Here is a 16,017-nt window from a genome sequence, read left to right as displayed (position 1 = left end):
ATCTATGGGAGAGACAACGATCAGAGACATTGCGCGTCTGTGCGGCGTGGGCGTGAGCACGGTGTCCCGTGCGATCAACAACCATCCGGACATCAATCCGACGACCCGCCGCAAGATCATGGAGGTGATCGCCGAGACCGGCTTTGTGCCGAACAACAGCGCGATCAATCTGAAAAAGAGCGATGCGCGGAGCATCGCTCTGCTGATCAAGGGCATCACCAATCAGTTTTTTAACCGCATGATACAGGTTATGGAGGATCGCGCGCAGAAGCTGGGCTATACGACGATCCTCCGCCATGTGGAGGCGCGGGAGGATGAAGTGCAGGTCGCGCTGCAGCTTGTCAAGGAAAAGCGCCTGCGCGGCCTCGTATTCCTCGGGGGTAATTTCACTCACGACGAGGTGATGCTCCGCCAGCTCAAAGTGCCGTTTGTGTTCAGTACAGTCGGCATGCCGCAGGGGGAGCAGACATGGTATGCGAATGTCGCGGTGGACGACCGGCTGGAATCCGAAAAACTGATCGACTATCTGATCGGGCAGGGGCATCGGCGGATCGCCATCATCACCGACGCGGTCAGCGTGCCGTCGGTCGGTCAGCTCCGCTATCAGGGCTATTCGGACGCGCTGCGGCGGCACGGGCTCACGGCGGATCCGAAGCTCGTCCGCGAGGTGGTGCCCAACGGGAATGAGCACTACACGATAGAAAACGGCTATGAGGAGGCCAGAAAGCTCCTCGCCTCGGACGAGCCGTTCACGGCGGTCTTCTGCATCGCCGATATTTTTGCCATCGGCGCCTGCCGCGCCATTCTGGATGCGGGGCTCCGGATTCCGGAGGATATTTCCGTGACGGGTTATGACGGGATTGCGATCGGGAACTTCTATGCGCCCCGGATTACGACGATTGTTCAGCCCGCAGAGGAGATGGCGGAGGAGACAATCCGGCTGCTCTTTGATATGATCGGGAAAAAGGGAAAGCCTGAGACCATCCTGATGCCGGCGGAGCTCGCTGTGCGGGAGTCCTCAGGTCCGGCAAAATCAAATGCTTCGCAGCAGGCCGCCGGGGACGTTGCTTCACCGCTTTTGCACGGATAAGAAAGGATAGTGTGAAAAATCACGCTGATGCGTTGATTTGCTCCGTGAGCGAAAAGTGCTGCCACGTAGTGGGATGGCATGAGACGCGAAGCGGCTCGCATCTCTGTGCGCCGGCGCAGAGATGCTTCACACGGCAATTTGTGCCGAAGCCCAAATTGCCCCTGATCGCAGCCGTAAAACCGCCTGCGCGGATTTTACGGCGCGTGCCTTGCACAAAGTGCTTCGGCATAAAGGATTACCATGTCGTTTCATTCGATCTTCCGGACAGACGGGAGCTGGTACAAAGGAAATCTCCACATGCACAGTACGCGGTCGGACGGTAAGCTGCCCCCGCAGGAGGCTCTTGATATCTATCACCGGGCGGGCTACGACTTTGCCGCGCTGACCGATCACCGGCGTCCGGGCATTACGCTGGAGCCCGGCCGGAGCGGGGTGCTTTCCGGAGAGAACAGCACCAAAGAGAACGGCACGAAAGAGAACAGCACCGGAGAGAACGGTTTCGGGGAGAGACTTTCTGTGCCGGAGAACATGCTGCTCCTGTCCGGCGTCGAGTGGGACACCGGCGGCGCCAATACGCGGATGCCCGGCGATGTGGCGACATGGCACATTCTCGGCATCGGCATGACGGAGGATACAGGCGACGAGGCATTCCTCCGCTGCCCGCATCCGGCGCCGCAGGAGATTGTCGATCATATCCGGGGAAATGGCGGAATCGCTGTTCTCTGCCATCCCGCATGGTCCGTCATGGATCCGGCGGGGCTCCGGGAGGTGGAGGGCTTTGCGGCAGCGGAGATCTATAACGCCGTCTCGGATATCCCGTGGAATGGCGAGAGGGCGGATGCTTCGGCGTGGTTTGACATCTGGGCGACCCACCACGGCATCCTGATGCCGGCGGTGGCAGGGGATGACGCGCACAGCTACAACGGGGATCAGTGCCGTAGCTTCACAATGGTAAAGGCGGCGGAGCTCACGAGCGGCAGCATCCTCGCCGGGCTTCGGGACGGGCAGTTCTACGCGAGCCGCGGGCCCCTCATCTACGACGTGCAGCTCGATGAGGAGAGAGGCGACCTGCATATCGACTGCTCGGCCGATGTGATGACGGCGGTGTTTTACAGCAACGCCATCTGGGTGCCTCAGCGCGTGCGCGGCGTGAGGGGCGGGAGCGTGGATTACCATGCGGAACCCGGGGAGTTTTATCTCCGCGCGGAGCTGCTGACAAGAGAGGGGAGGCGGGCGTACACCTCGCCGATTCCGCTGCGGAGCGGCCGGACGGACTGAAAAAAATATTATAAGGCGGATAAAGCATCCCTCGGTATGCCTGCTGCGGCTTACGCCCGCGGCGGACATGCGGAGGGATTTTTTGCGCACCGGAGGGAGCTGCGAACCCCTGCCGGCGCTGCATGAAAGTTTCGTATGATTTCGTTTGAAAGCAGCCTCCCGCATGGTAGGAGGAACGAAGAAAAGAGGCTATAATAGAGCGCAGAGTCTGGTGTGTGTCACCATAGTACAGGAAAACGACGGTGCGCGGGAGCACGGAAAGGGAAGATTATGTACGATATGGAGAAGTGGCTTGCACACATTGAGGAGGGGATCGCCCGGGGGCCGTATGCCGCGGACTGGGATTCGCTCTCGCAGCATGAGACGCCGCGCTGGTTCCGGGACGCGAAGTTCGGCATCTTCATTCACTGGGGCGTGTACAGCGTGCCGGCGTTCCGGAATGAATGGTACCCCCGCAGCATGTACATTCAGGGGACGCCGGAGTTTGAACATCATGTGAAAACCTACGGGCCGCAGTCTCAGTTCGGCTACCGGGACTTCATTCCGATGTTCCGGGCCGAGCATTTTGATCCGGAGGCGTGGGCGGAGCTCTTTGCCGAGGCGGGCGCGCGCTATGTGGTTCCGGTCGCGGAGCACCACGATGGCTTCCAGATGTACCGGAGCGAGCTCTCGGAATGGAATGCGTGGGAGAAAGGCCCGAAGCGCGACCTGATCATGGAATTGATGGATGCAGCGGGTAAGCGCGGCCTGCTTGCCGGCGCGTCGAGTCACCGCATCGAGCACTGGTTCTTCTTTGACCATGGCAGGGACTTTCCCTCGGATGTACCGGCGAATGCCGAAAAAAGAGGGGATTTCTACTGGCCCTCCGTCAGGATGGATGAGGAGGGGATTATTGATGACAATCAGATTGCTCCGGCGCCGTCAAAGGAATTTCTGAACGACTGGATGATCCGCACCGTTGAGATCATCGACCGCTTCCATCCCCGCGAGCTGTACTTTGACTGGTGGATCATGCACGAGGCGGCGCGCCCGTACCTGAAAAAGATAGCGGCCTATTATTATAACAGCGCGGCCGCGCGGGGCGAGGAGGTCATGATCGCGAACAAGAACGATGCGTTTCCTTTCGGGACGGCGGTCGCGGACACGGAACGCGGTTCGTACGACCGGGCGCAGGTGGAGCCGTGGCAGACCGATACCGCCATTGCGAAGAATTCGTGGTGCTATACGCCGGAGAACGAGTATAAGCGGCCCGGCGTGATTCTGAATGATCTCGTGGACGCAGTGGCGAAGAACGGCTCCATGCTTCTGAATGTGGGCCCGAAAGAGGACGGGACGATCTCGGACGAGGACGCGGCCATCCTCCGGGAAATCGGGGCGTGGCTCCGGGTGAACGGCGAGGCGATTTACGGGAGCCGCCCGTTCCGTATTGCGGAGGAGGGGCCGACCGGGCCGAAAGGCGGCGCCTTTGCAGACCGCGTCGACACGGAATTTACGTCCGAGGACTTCCGCTTTACGGTGAATCACGGCCGGATTTATGTATTTGCGATGCACTGGCCGGAGAACGGCAGAGTGAATGTCCGCTCTCTCGCGCGCGTGCCGCACCCGACGCAGACGGATTTCAACGCCCTGATCGGGAATGTCGAGCTTCTCGGCTTTGCGAATCCGGACGGGAGCCCGAGGAAGGTCTGCTGGGAGAGGAACGAGGAGGGACTTTCGATCCGGGCGGACGGCGTTTCGTCGGACAGCCCGGTGGTGTTCCGGGTGACGCTGAAATAATATTTTTTGATTGCAGAGGGGAACAGACGAGAGGTAAGAGTATGAACTGGAATGAGGATCAGGAAGCGCTTCTGAAAGGCGCATTGGAGGCGGCTGTCGGACGGGCGGAGATTGCGGGCGGAAACGTTCTGCTCCTGCAGGAGGGCAAAGAGCTCTGTTATGCGGAGGCGGGAAAGGCTTCCATCGAGAAGAACATCCCGTTTTCCCGTGATACGATTGTCCGCCTGTATTCCATGAGCAAGGTTGTGACAGGCGCCGCGATGATGCTGCTGGCGCAGGACGGGCGGGTGGATCTCTACGATCCGGTCGAAAAATTCATCCCGGCGTTCCGAGGACAGAAAGTACAGGCGGGAGATCGCCTGACAGAGGCGGACCGTCCGGTGAATCTCAGGGACTGTCTGAGCATGACCTCCGGGCTCTGCTATCCGGGCGAGGCGAACCGGGCGGAGTGGGGCTCCGCCGCACTCTTTGACGAGATGTGCGGAAAGCTGGGGACGCCGGGAGCATTGACTACACAGGAATTTGCCGCCCGCATGGGGAAGCTTCCGCTCGCCTTTCAGCCGGGGAGCCGCTGGCAGTACGGAACGTCGACCGATGTTCTCGGCGCGGTGATTGAAAAAGTTGCGGACATGCCCTACGGGGATTTTTTGAAAAAGCGCCTGTTTGATCCGCTGGGCATGAGAGATACGGCGTTTTCGGTGCCGGAGGAAAAGAGAGCGCGCCTTGCCTCGGCCTATACCTGCTTCGGGGACGGCTCCGCGCCGGAGCTGTATACCGGACAGAATCTCGCAATTCGGGGAGACGGCGGGGAAAATCCGTTTCAGTCGGGCGGCGCCGGGCTGTTTTCGACCATAGAGGATATGGCCTCCTTTGCGCGGATGCTGGCCGCGGAGGGCAGGGGCGCTTCCTGCGAGATCCTGCGTCCCGGCACGGTGCGCTTCTTCCGCAGCGCCGGTCTCGACGGGCCGCGGCAGGCGGCGTTTTCCGAATGGCAGGGGCTCGAGGGACATTCCTACGGGAATTTTGTCCGCGTGCTCCGGGATCCGTCTCTTGCCGGAACGCTTGGAGAGAAAGGAGAATTCGGCTGGGACGGCTGGCTTGGCGCTTATCTCACGATCGCGCCGGAGAGTCGCACGGTTCTGCTCATGATGATACAGCGCGTCGATTATGGTACCGGAGGGCTGACAAGAAAACTGCGGAATATTGTATTCGGCGGATGAAAAACAAGCACATGCCGCCGCAGGCTCACACATTCTGCATATTGAGGGTTGAGCATCAGGGAAGAAGTAGTGTATAAATATACAGGGCAGCACAATGAGGGGGACAATACAGAATCATTGTGCTGTTTTATTTTTGTTGCCGGCGAGTTATCCGGCCGGCAGAAGCATTTATATTTATATTCATATTTACAGGCGATGAGCTGCTGTTATGAGGTCAGGGATGAGCAATGAGATCTACAAATTTTCACCGGAATTCCGAAGAGCGTATGAATGTCTTCATATTCCTCTGGTGATCTGTCAGAGCGTGGACGGCGAGGCTGTTACGCTGCTGGTATCGGACGGCTACTGCAGAGAGAAAAAATGTCGCCGGGAAGAAATTGAAATGGAGAACCTCACCCGGGTATTCCGCTATGTTGAGCCGGAGGACCTGAACCTTGTTCTCAGAGTGGGAGAGGCTCTGACGGCGGGCGAGTGTGAGTGCGATGTCGTATACCGGAGCCGCAGCTCCTGCGACGGTCCCTGCTGTCTTACGCATGTCGTTGGGCGGAGTCTTTTTCCCGAAGAGGGGGTCCGTCTTACGGTGCTCCTTTTCATCAATCTGAGCATCCGGGAGCAGATGAGCTTTCTCAGGGAAAGCGGCAGCGTGTTCCGCAGGGATCCGTATTATAGGGATCCGGTCACGGAGCTTCCGAATCTGAATTTTTTTCATAAATTCGCCGCGGAAGAGGTCGTAAGGCTCCGGGCGGAAGGCGGGCCGCCGGTCTGCGTCTATCTCGATATTGACGGGATGCGGGGCTACAATGAGCAGTACGGCTTTGCCGAGGGAGACAAACTTCTCTTTCTTGTGGGGGAGATTCTGCAGCTCGTGTTTTCGGACGGCGCAGTGTTCCGGATTGCCGACGATCATTTTGCTGTGCTGACGACCCGGATCGGAGAGGTGGAAAGCAGGATTGCCGCCGCCTGTCAGCAGGTGCGCTGCCGTGCCCTGGGAAACGGGGCAAGGCTGCGGGCCGGTGCCGCGCCGGTCGAGGCGGACGAGACGGGCTGCATCCGCGCTCTCGACCGTGCCCGCTTCGCCATGAAGAGTATCGGGAGCGATATGCAGAAGCGCTGTGCCCTGTACTCTGCGAAACTGGAGGATGCATACTGGAGACAGCGCTATATCCGGGACCGCTTCGAGGAAGCGCTGGCAAATCGTTGGATCAGGGTGTTTTATCAGGCCATCGTCCGCACAAAAGCGCCTAAGGTCTGCAATTTTGAGGCGCTGGCCCGCTGGATTGATCCGGAGAGCGGAATTATTTCGCCCGCTGAATTTGTCCCCATTCTGGAAAAATACCATCTGGTGCACCGGCTTGATATGTACATGCTCGAGGAGGTGGCAAGGCAGGTTGCCGTGCGCCGCGAGGCGGGGCTTGCCCTCATACCGGTTTCGGTCAATTTGTCTGCGCAGGATTTCGATACGGAGAATGCGGTGGAGCGGATTCTCGGAATACTGGATCGCTACGGCGTCGAGCATGAGTGCCTCATTCTGGAGATTACGGAACGGGATGTGGCAGCGGCGACAGAGTGTTTTCGGAAACAGATTCGGGAGCTGCAGGAGCACGGCATACGGATCTGGGTGGACGACTTCGGCAGCGGCTATTCCGCCCTGAATGTTCTGCATCAATATACATTCGATCTGATCAAGCTGGATATCCGCTTTATGCGGGAGCTGGACGAGCATGGAGGCGCGAACCGCGTTATTCTGAAATCGGTGGTGAAGGCGGCGGATCAGCTTGGTGTCGAGACGCTGGCGGAGGGCGTGGAGACGGAGGAGCAGCAGCGCTTTCTCGAGGAGATCGGCTGCGGCAGGGTACAGGGCTATCTTCATGCGGAGCCGAAGGATTTTGACGAGCTGTTGTTTCAGATCAAGAGCGGGGAGCCGATGCTTCCCTGTGAAATGCCGGGGAGTGCTATGTAAGAAAAGTGCTTCCGCATGGAGGATTGTGATGAAAAAAGTGTATGAATTTCTGAAGCAGGCAGGCGTATGGTATTTGGCCACGGCGGAGGGAGATCAGCCCCGTGTGCGCCCGTTCGGTGCAGTCTGTATCTTCGAGGACCGGCTGTACATCCATACCGGCCTGAAAAAGCCTGTGGCGAAGCAGATGCTGGCGAATCCCAAGGTGGAGATTTCCGGAATGGCCGGTGGGCGCTGGATCCGCCTTACGGCAGAGGCGGTGCCCGATGAAAGGATGGAAGCGCAGGAGGCCGTGCTGGAGGCAAACCCGTCCCTGAAGCGCATGTATGCGGCGGGCGATGGAAACACGGCCGTATTTTTCCTGAAAAACGCGAAAGCGGAGATCCGCAGCTTCACGGAAGAGCCGGAGCGGCATCAGTTCTGACCGGACCGGTCTCTGCCACGAGACGATATTCTCCCGGCGCGCAGAGCTAAAATGCGGTGTTCCGAAGGTTCAAGATACCCGTTCCCTCCGTGAGAGCGCGGCTGAGATTCCTCACGACGGGGGCAGGAGCGACCGGCGGATCGAGCTGCGGAGCGTGACGGTGCCATACCGGTCGGGCTAAAACGCGAAAATCCTGCGTTGAAATTTAATGTCAGAGACGCTACACTGAAAAAACAGCGAGGGAGGCGCGTCAGGCGGCTTCCCGTTTTGCATATGCAAAAGAGGGGAGAATTCGGGGGATTACCGGTCAAGACGGGACGGCGGAGAACGGGCCATGGGCAAGAAGATAGCGTTTATTGCGGACGGATGGAATCAGTATACAACATATGCGTGGGTTGATGGCGCGCTGGACTGGATCCGGAAGGAGCGCCGGGACTGGGAACTGTATCATTACAGCTGCAACGGCAACTGGTACCCAGATCAGAAATGGAACGACGGAGAGTACGGCATTTTCCGGCTTGCGGGCAGATGGCCTCCGGACGGGATTATTCTTGATGCGACGAACATCATTGATCCGGAGCGCAGGGAAAGGGTCGTCGCGTACCTAAGGAGCTTCTCCGTTCCGGTCATCAGCATCGGGCTTGTGATCGACGGCTTTTATTATGTCGGAATCGACGGCTACACACCCACGCGGGAGCTCATGAAGCATCTGCACGGCGTCCACGGCTGCCGGACCTTTGCCTGTGCGGCAGGCGCAAAAGACAATTTCGAAAATGCCGAGCGCGTCCGTGCATACGTCGATGCGCTGCGGGCTTTTGGGCTTTCCGCAGAGAGCAACCCGATCCTTTACGGAGATTTCGATTACCGGAGCGGCGAAAATGCCATGAAAGCACTGCTGGAACGAAGCGAGAAAAACGGCGAAGAGCTTCCGGACGCCATCGTCTGCACCAATGACAATCTGGCCTGCGGCGTGATCACGGCAGCGGCCCGCGCGGGAGTCGAAACGCCGCGGGATATTCGGGTCACAGGCTTTGACGATCTGGACAAGGCCGCGTATTTCGAGCCGCAGATCACAACGGTGCAGCTCGGGCGGGAGCGGATAGGCCGCCGCGCCGCCCGGCTTCTGAACACTCTCCTTGACGGGGGGCAGATTCCGGACAAGACCTTTGTACTCTCAAAGGTCCTGTATTCGGAGAGCTGTGGCTGTCCGAACGAGGGACGGGTCAATTACCGCAGCCATATCCGGGATCAGATTCTGGGAGGTATCGGCAGGCGGAACAACGATGAGTATCTGGCGGTTCTGGAACACGGCATGGAGCAGCAGAAGACACTCAAGGAGGCGCTTTGCTGGGGAAGCGGACAGCTCTCCTGCTTTGCATGCGACGCGATTTTTACGCTGGTCGACAGGAGGCTGTATCTCACGGGAATGGAAGATGCGCTTGCCGGAGAGGAGTGGGACTGCCGGAAGATTACTGTGGCGGGCGGTCTGCTGGCGGGCCGCCCGGCAGGACCCATGGAGCCGGCGGATTTTTTCCGCCTTGTAAGGGAGAAAGCGCCGGGCAATGCGTGGATGTTTTCGCCGTTCCATATCGGCGCGCGCATGATCGGCTTTTTTGCCGTGCTGAATCCACGCTTTCTGTCGGACGGTTCGTTCTATTACAGCGTACAGATGCTTTTTGCGCGGGTTGCGGAGCATCGCTACCGGGACGCGAGGCTTCGCAGCGTGATTCGGCAGCTGCAGGAAACCTATGACAGAGATCAGCTCACGGGGCTGTACAACCGGGTCGCTTTTACGGAAAAGCTTCTGCCTGCCTTTGCAAAGCTCCAGAGCGAGGGGATTTCGTGCGCCATCTGTTTTGCGGATGCAGATGATTTCAAGCAGGCTAATGATGTGAGGGGACACGGCTACGGGGATTGTCTGCTGCAGAGTATTGCGGAGACGTTCCAGTCTGCGGTCCCGGAGGGGGGCTTTGTCTGCCGCTATGGGGGAGATGAATTTGTCGCGGTCTTTCCCTGCGAGAGCCGCGCGCGGGCGGAGTGCTTCCGGGAACAGGTTACGGAGCGGCTGGAGGCGAAAGGAATTCCGATCAGTATAGGCCTTGCGGTGACGCAGCCTGAGGAGGAGTGCCCTCTCGAAGACTATATCGTACTGGCGGACAGAGATATGTATGAGGTGAAAAAGCAGCGCAAGAGCTGATCAGGAGGCGGAATATGGTAAAGCATATGATTTTGTGGCAGCTTAAGGAGGAACTTTCTGATGCCGAGCGGGAAAGCGTAAAGAGAGGGATCCGGGAGGGGCTGGAGAGTCTTATCGGCAAGGTTCCGGGGCTCATTGCGGTTCATGTGCAGACAGAGGGGCTTGCCTCATCCAACGCGGATATCCTGCTGGACAGTACATTGGAGAATGAGGCGGCACTCGCGGCCTACGCTGTTCATCCGGAGCATGTGGCGGTCGCGGACGGCCGGGTGCGGCCGTACACACGGACGCGTCTGTGCATGGATTATGAGTGCTGAGCGGAAGCTTCCGGAGGAAACCACGAAGCAAAGGGGATTCTGACAGAAATGGATTATGAGCTGATGGCCGGGAGACCGGCTTCGAATGAGGGCCGTGCGGAAAAGGAGCTTCGTGTCTATGATTTTCTGGACGCTCTCGGAATTTCTTACTGGCGGACGGATCACCCGGATGCCGAGGCCCATACGATGGAGGATTGCGCCCGGATCGACGCGGTGCTGCAGGCGGCGGTCTGCAAGAATCTGTTTCTTGCCAACCGGCAGCACACAAGTTTTTATCTGCTGATGCTTCCGGGTGAGAAGCCGTTCAGGACAAGGGAGCTGTCCGCTCAGATCGGTTCGTCGCGCCTTTCTTTTGGAACGCCGGAGGAGATGGAGGAGATGACGGGCTGCGCCCCGGGCTCGGCGAGTGTACTCGGCCTGATGAATGATGCAGAAGGGCAGGTGCAGCTTCTAGTGGACCGGGAGCTTCTTGGGGAGGAGTTCATCGGCTGCCATCCCTGTGTCAACACCTCCAGTCTGAAAATCAGGACCCGGGATGTTTTCGGCCCGATTCTTGCCGCGGCGGGACATAGGATGCTTGTTGTGGACCTCGCCGGGAAGTGAGGGGCGGTCGTATTTTGCAGGAAGACCGCGGCGGAGATTTCGCAGCCGGAGCGGGATTTTCATGAATGTCATCATGCCGGAGCATTTCCGGTAGTCCGGGCTTTTGGTACTGAGGTAAAAATATGCGTTTGTATACAGGAAGCTACAACGCTCCTGTCCTGATGGGAGACGGGACGGTTCAGATCGGGCGGGGAGACGGCATCGTTCTCTGGGACTTTCATGAGGAGACCGGGATTCTTGCAAAAAGGCGGAGCTATCCGGAGGCGCAGAATGCGTCATGGCTCGCGCTCAGTGAGGACGGCCGCACGCTGTTTGCCGCTGCGGAGCTGGACCGTGTGCGCTTCGACGGCAGAGAGCGGGATGGAGGAGCGGTGTGGAGCTGGCACATTGATGGCGCGGACGGGAGTCTCTGGCGCATCGGCGGGGCGCCGACCGGGGGCGCAGCCCCTTGTCATCTGAGCGTACGTTCCGGGCGGGACGGAAGCGGTCATGTCTATATCGCCAATTACAACGGGGATGATCAGGGCGGCAGTCTGTCCGTACTCTCCTATGATGCGGACGGACGTCTGGATCCGGAGAGCGTCCATACGCTGCGCCGGCGCTTTACGGAGGCTGACCGGCGCGGGGCGGGACGGGACGAGCTGCGTCAGGAGAAGCCGCACATTCACTGCGCCGCCGTTTACCGGGACTGGCTTTTTGTCAACGATCTCGGAAAGGACCGGACGGAGGTGCTGCGCCTCAGGGCGGACGGGAATATCGACCGGGGACAGTTCCTCAAGACGCGTCGGGCTGAGGGACTTTGCTCAGACGCGTGGTTTGAGCGCGGATCCGGTCCCCGCAGCATTGCGTTTGGCAGGCGCTATCTGTATGTGACCGAAGAGCTTTCGAACCGTATCGCGGTTCTTGAAATCGAGAGGATCGACAAGCGCTATGCGGAATATGGTCTGCGCTATGTCGATGAGCTGCCGTCGGTGGCGCCGAAGTCGCCCTCGCGGGGCGGGCTCGGCGGGATCGAGCTCTCGGAGGACGGCCGCTTTCTGTATGTCGGGAACCGGGGCGACAATACCATCGGGGTCTTCTGTGTGAACGAGGAGGGCGGCGGAGCGGTGCTGCGGCCGGTACAGTGGATTTTGAGCGGCGGAAAAAATCCCCGGGGCTTTGCTCTTTCTCCCTCGGGGCAGTGGCTTCTTGCCGCGAATCAGGACAGCGATAACATTGTGATCTTCCGCAGAGATGAGGAGAGCGGCATGCTCACGATGAATCACGAGACGGCGGCCGGCGCGGTTGTCTGCTTTGCCTTTGCATGACAGGATTGCGAAAACAGGGGGTATATTTTATGATGGATACGGGAACGCCAGGGGCGTCCTGTGTTTGCTGTGATGCAAGAAGGAGGAGAGGCGCTATGAGAATCGGTGCATTGGAGGGCGGCGGGACAAAGATGGTCTGCGCCGTTGGCGATGAGACAGGACGTATTGAGGAACAGATTTCGATTCCCACGACGACTCCGGATGAGACGATTCCTCCGATGATGGAATATTTCCGCGCAAGGAATATCGAGGCGCTGGGGATCGCCATGTTCGGCCCGGTTGATGTGGTCGAGGGGTCGGCGAATTACGGGAAGATTCTCAATACGCCCAAGCTGGCATGGCAGGGCTGCGATGTGCTGAGGGCGTTCCGCGATGCGCTTCGGGTTCCGATCGGACTTGATACGGACGTCAACGGCTCGTGTCTCGGAGAGGTCACCTACGGCGCGGCCAAGGGACTGGACTGCGTGGTGTATTACACCATCGGCACCGGCGTCGGCGCGGGGATTTTTGCAGGAGGAAAGCTTCTGCACGGGATGCTGCATCCGGAGGCCGGGCATATTCTGCTCCGTGTCTCAAAAAAGGATCCGAGCGGGAGCGTGTGCCCTTTCCATCCGAACTGCTTCGAGGGACTCTGCTCAGGGCCGTCGATTGAGAAGCGCTGGGGTAAAAAGGCGGTGGAACTGAAGGACCGTCCGGAGGTATGGGAGCTGGAGAGCGATTATATCGCGCAGGCTCTGGTGAGCGTCATCATGCTTCTTTCTCCGCAGCGCATCATTCTGGGCGGCGGCGTCATGCATCAGGAGCAGCTTTTCCCCATGATCCGCAAGAAGGTGCATCGTCTGATAAACGGCTATCTTCAGACACCGGAGCTGGAGGATATGGACAGCTATATCGTCCCCGCCTCGCTCTGTGACAATCAGGGAATCATGGGGGCGCTCCGCCTTGGGGAACTGGCGGTGCGGAAAGCGCGGTAACGTGGGACAGGGAGGAGATATGAATTTTTTTGAAGCAAGGTTCACGCGGAAGATTCAGGAGAACAGTGACTCCTACAGCTTTGTCATGGAGATCCCGGACGGGTTTTCATGGAAAGCCGGGCAGCATGCGCTGTTTCGCCTGACGGACCGCGAGGTGGCGGAGGGCGACCGGGACAGCAGGGTATTCACGATCGCGTCTGCGCCGGAGGACGGCTGTCTCATGTTCACGACGAGGATTGCGGAGCCGCATTCGAGCTACAAGGAGCAGCTCCTCCGCGGTCTTGCGCCCGGGGATGTTCTGCTTGTGGCTCCGGCGCTCGGCGATTTTGACCTGCATTTTGAGAAAGAGCGCTCGCTGATCGTGGCGGGAGGCATCGGAATCACGCCGGCGCGCTCGCTGCTCCGTCATTATTCGGAGCAGGGGGCAGGGGAGCATCTGGTTTCCGTTTTTTATTCCGATAACCGGGGCGAATATGTCTACGGAGATTTCTGGAAAGAGACGGAGCGGAAAATGCCGGGACTGGAAATCCGCCTGTTCTCGGATCAGGATGAATTTACGAACCGTGTGAAAACGTATGCCGCGGAGCATGGAAATGCGGCGGAGTATCTGATCGCCGGGTCTCCCGGAATGAACAGCTTTTTTACAAAGCTTCTCGGAGAGCTGGGGATAGAAAAGGAAAATCTTCTCACGGACAACTTCATGGGATATTGAGCCGCGGCAGGCGGATGGAGAACCGGGGCCGGCAGAGATGTGTCTCTGCCGGTTTTTTGCGTGCCGCAAGGGGGCTGGGAGGCGCGCTGCCGAGGGGCCGAAGCGGCGGATTTTGTGAAAAATGATTAAAACAGGTTGAAATGAAACAGATGAATTGTGAAGTGTTTATGGCTTTGAATTGACACAGAATAAAAATTTGCATAATATGATTTATATGCATACCCTTTCTGCTCAGCATATTGATGGAAAACAGAAAAAGTCGAAGAGTACAGGAAACGCGGCGCAGACGGGGAGTCGGGAGAGGAGGTCTGTGTGTCGGGAGAGAGAACGGGAACAGGAGGCCTTGCAAGGGAAAGGGCAAGGAGCACGGCGGGCGCGGCGGCGTTTTTCCTGGCGCCGGCGCTTCTGCTGATTGCCATATTCATCATTTATCCGGTGATCGAGACCTTTGACATCAGCCTGTATAAATGGAATGGCATTTCCTCTGACAGGATTTTCATCGGGCTGCAGAACTGGAAGAGCCTCATCCGGGATGCACTGTTCTGGAAGTCGTTTCTGCACAACCTCATCGTGATGGCATTCTCGATTCTGATTCAGATTCCGATCGGCATGCTGCTGGCCACCTTTCTGGACGCGGGCGGGAGAAAGCTGAACATCTTCAAGATCATCTGGTTTCTTCCGAATCTCATGAGCTCGGTGGCCATCGCATTCCTGTTCACCTACGCGCTTGCCACAAACGGCGGGATCATTTCGTCGCTGGCGACGCTCTTTAAGGGGACGAGGACGAATGTCGATCTTCTCGGGCAGAATCCCAACGCTCTGCTGACGATCATTGCGGTCATGGCGTGGCAGTTCACTCCATTCTATATGGTGTACTTCATCGCGGGTTACGGGAATATTGACGTCAGTCTCTATGAGGCGGCGGTCATCGACGGCGCGACCAGAGGGCAGTATGTCCGGAGAGTCGCCATACCACTGCTTGCACCGATTTTCAGGACGGCCTGCACCATGTCCCTGATCGGCTCACTGAAATACTTCGACCTCATCTGGAACATGACGCAGGGAGGACCGGTCAATGGGACGGAGCTTATGGCCACCTACATGTATAAGCTCTCCTTTCAGCAGTTCAACATGGGCTACGGCTCGTGCGCGGCGGCCGGAATGTTCATTCTGATCACAGCCATAGCGCTGCTGTTCCAGAAAATTTTCACGTGGAAAGGGGATTACTGATGGCCGGCAGAGAAAGAGACAAGGAGCAGAAAGGGCATAAGGGCAGGCTGCGGATCGGCTGGGGAATCGCGTTTTTCTTTGCCTTTCTGCAGGTGATTCTGACGCTTTCGCCGTTCGTATTCATGGTGCTGAATTCTTTCCGGAAGCAGTTTGACATGCTCTCCCAGGGAGTGTTTCATCTGCCGGAGCCGTGGATTTTTACCAATTATACCGAGGTGATCCGGAATGGCTTCTTCGGATATTTTCTGCGAAGCGTCATTGTGGTGGCGGTATCTCTGCTGCTGATGCTTGCGATCGCCTCGATGGCGGCCTACCCGCTGTCGCGGATGCAGTTCCGGCTCCGGCCGTTGATTTATGCCGGCATTGTGGCGATGATGTCGGTGCCGATGCATGTGACGCTGATTCCGATTTTCAAGATGACTACGGATGTCGGACTCTACGACACGCTGGGAGCGCTGATCGGCCCATACGTCACCTTTGCGCTCCCCATGGCGGTGTTCATTCTGACCGCTTTTATGATGACCATTCCGAGAGAGCTGGAGGAATCGGCCCAGATCGACGGCTGCAACCGGTATCAGAATTTTTCAAAGATCATTCTGCCACTGTCGAAATCGGGGCTTTCCACGCTGGCTATTTACAACGGTGTGTCCATGTGGAATGAATTTGCCTTTGCCAACACGCTGATTCAGTCTCCTGGCAATAAGACGCTTCCTCTGGCGCTCGGCCAGTTCAAGGGAGAGCATTCTCTGGATATTCCTCTGATTCTGGCGGTTCTGACGCTCTCGGCGCTGCCGATGATCATCCTTTTCATCATCTTTCAGGACAAGCTGGTCAAGGGGATGATGGCCGGGGCGGTCAAGGGGTAAACCATATAACAGCGGTCGGAGACGCTGCGGTCCGCGGTGTTCTTCCCGCAGTGCCTGCCCAGGAAC

Annotated in this window: 14 protein-coding genes; all 14 read left to right on the top strand. The window is 58.3% G+C overall.

Translation table 11 applies throughout. The features are described 5' to 3' along the window. Positions 1–4: 4 nt before the first annotated feature. The 14 genes from E0E20_RS00860 to E0E20_RS00795 all read left to right on the top strand — a co-directional run bounded on the left by E0E20_RS00860 (position 5) and on the right by E0E20_RS00795 (position 15,951). On the top strand, positions 5–1,090 hold the full coding sequence (locus E0E20_RS00860) for a LacI family DNA-binding transcriptional regulator (protein ID WP_130836183.1): 1,086 nt from the start codon (positions 5–7) through the stop codon (positions 1,088–1,090). Positions 1,091–1,330: 240 nt separating this feature from the next. Beyond that, positions 1,331–2,368 (top strand): PHP domain-containing protein, encoded by a 1,038-nt coding sequence (locus tag E0E20_RS00855; RefSeq protein WP_165443919.1) that lies wholly within the window; start codon positions 1,331–1,333, stop codon positions 2,366–2,368. Positions 2,369–2,638: 270 nt separating this feature from the next. Beyond that, positions 2,639–4,144, top strand: coding sequence for an alpha-L-fucosidase (locus E0E20_RS00850; RefSeq protein WP_130836181.1), 1,506 nt, complete (start codon positions 2,639–2,641; stop codon positions 4,142–4,144). Between the two features lie 41 nt (positions 4,145–4,185). Continuing rightward, the gene (locus E0E20_RS00845) at positions 4,186–5,364 is read left to right on the top strand and encodes a serine hydrolase domain-containing protein (protein ID WP_130836180.1); all 1,179 of its coding nucleotides are present in this window, start codon (positions 4,186–4,188) and stop codon (positions 5,362–5,364) included. A 220-nt stretch (positions 5,365–5,584) separates the two neighbouring features. Next, positions 5,585–7,324, top strand: coding sequence for a GGDEF domain-containing phosphodiesterase (locus E0E20_RS00840; RefSeq protein WP_165443918.1), 1,740 nt, complete (start codon positions 5,585–5,587; stop codon positions 7,322–7,324). Between the two features lie 28 nt (positions 7,325–7,352). Then, complete coding sequence (locus E0E20_RS00835; protein WP_130836178.1) at positions 7,353–7,745, top strand: pyridoxamine 5'-phosphate oxidase family protein; 393 nt, start codon at positions 7,353–7,355, stop codon at positions 7,743–7,745. 334 nt (positions 7,746–8,079) lie between these two features. Next, positions 8,080–9,942: a diguanylate cyclase domain-containing protein gene (locus E0E20_RS00830; protein ID WP_130836177.1), complete on the top strand. Its 1,863-nt coding sequence runs from the start codon at positions 8,080–8,082 to the stop codon at positions 9,940–9,942. 14 nt (positions 9,943–9,956) lie between these two features. Further along, positions 9,957–10,259 (top strand): Dabb family protein, encoded by a 303-nt coding sequence (locus tag E0E20_RS00825; protein WP_130836176.1) that lies wholly within the window; start codon positions 9,957–9,959, stop codon positions 10,257–10,259. Between the two features lie 48 nt (positions 10,260–10,307). Further along, complete coding sequence (locus E0E20_RS00820; protein ID WP_130836175.1) at positions 10,308–10,862, top strand: prolyl-tRNA synthetase associated domain-containing protein; 555 nt, start codon at positions 10,308–10,310, stop codon at positions 10,860–10,862. Positions 10,863–10,984: 122 nt separating this feature from the next. Further along, positions 10,985–12,169 (top strand): lactonase family protein, encoded by a 1,185-nt coding sequence (locus E0E20_RS00815; protein WP_130836174.1) that lies wholly within the window; start codon positions 10,985–10,987, stop codon positions 12,167–12,169. A gap of 95 nt (positions 12,170–12,264) precedes the next feature. Continuing rightward, entirely contained in the window at positions 12,265–13,143 is an 879-nt protein-coding gene (locus tag E0E20_RS00810) for an ROK family protein (RefSeq protein ID WP_130836173.1), read from the top strand. 19 nt (positions 13,144–13,162) lie between these two features. Next, complete coding sequence (locus E0E20_RS00805; protein WP_130836172.1) at positions 13,163–13,855, top strand: ferredoxin--NADP reductase; 693 nt, start codon at positions 13,163–13,165, stop codon at positions 13,853–13,855. A gap of 312 nt (positions 13,856–14,167) precedes the next feature. After that, positions 14,168–15,085: a carbohydrate ABC transporter permease gene (locus E0E20_RS00800; RefSeq protein WP_130836171.1), complete on the top strand. Its 918-nt coding sequence runs from the start codon at positions 14,168–14,170 to the stop codon at positions 15,083–15,085. Next, positions 15,085–15,951: a carbohydrate ABC transporter permease gene (locus E0E20_RS00795; protein WP_130836170.1), complete on the top strand. Its 867-nt coding sequence runs from the start codon at positions 15,085–15,087 to the stop codon at positions 15,949–15,951. The genes E0E20_RS00800 and E0E20_RS00795 overlap by 1 nt, the downstream gene beginning before the upstream one ends. The last annotated feature ends 66 nt before the right edge of the window (positions 15,952–16,017 follow it).

Origin of the sequence: Lachnoclostridium sp. Marseille-P6806, from assembly GCF_900625025.1 — a bacterium.
Lineage (GTDB): Bacteria > Bacillota > Clostridia > Lachnospirales > Lachnospiraceae > CAG-791.
The sequence above is the reverse complement of the archived record's forward strand: the minus strand, read 5'-3'. Positions and strand labels throughout refer to the sequence as shown.

Bases quoted from the DNA above. Each gene is read 5' to 3' on its own strand.
- E0E20_RS00860 (WP_130836183.1), top strand. From the start codon at position 5: ATGGGAGAGACAACGATCAGAGACATTGCGCGTCTGTGCGGCGTGGGC.
- E0E20_RS00855 (WP_165443919.1), top strand. From the start codon at position 1,331: ATGTCGTTTCATTCGATCTTCCGGACAGACGGGAGCTGGTACAAAGGA.
- E0E20_RS00850 (WP_130836181.1), top strand. From the start codon at position 2,639: ATGTACGATATGGAGAAGTGGCTTGCACACATTGAGGAGGGGATCGCC.
- E0E20_RS00845 (WP_130836180.1), top strand. From the start codon at position 4,186: ATGAACTGGAATGAGGATCAGGAAGCGCTTCTGAAAGGCGCATTGGAG.
- E0E20_RS00840 (WP_165443918.1), top strand. From the start codon at position 5,585: ATGAGCAATGAGATCTACAAATTTTCACCGGAATTCCGAAGAGCGTAT.
- E0E20_RS00835 (WP_130836178.1), top strand. From the start codon at position 7,353: ATGAAAAAAGTGTATGAATTTCTGAAGCAGGCAGGCGTATGGTATTTG.
- E0E20_RS00830 (WP_130836177.1), top strand. From the start codon at position 8,080: ATGGGCAAGAAGATAGCGTTTATTGCGGACGGATGGAATCAGTATACA.
- E0E20_RS00825 (WP_130836176.1), top strand. From the start codon at position 9,957: ATGGTAAAGCATATGATTTTGTGGCAGCTTAAGGAGGAACTTTCTGAT.
- E0E20_RS00820 (WP_130836175.1), top strand. From the start codon at position 10,308: ATGGATTATGAGCTGATGGCCGGGAGACCGGCTTCGAATGAGGGCCGT.
- E0E20_RS00815 (WP_130836174.1), top strand. From the start codon at position 10,985: ATGCGTTTGTATACAGGAAGCTACAACGCTCCTGTCCTGATGGGAGAC.
- E0E20_RS00810 (WP_130836173.1), top strand. From the start codon at position 12,265: ATGAGAATCGGTGCATTGGAGGGCGGCGGGACAAAGATGGTCTGCGCC.
- E0E20_RS00805 (WP_130836172.1), top strand. From the start codon at position 13,163: ATGAATTTTTTTGAAGCAAGGTTCACGCGGAAGATTCAGGAGAACAGT.
- E0E20_RS00795 (WP_130836170.1), top strand. From the start codon at position 15,085: ATGGCCGGCAGAGAAAGAGACAAGGAGCAGAAAGGGCATAAGGGCAGG.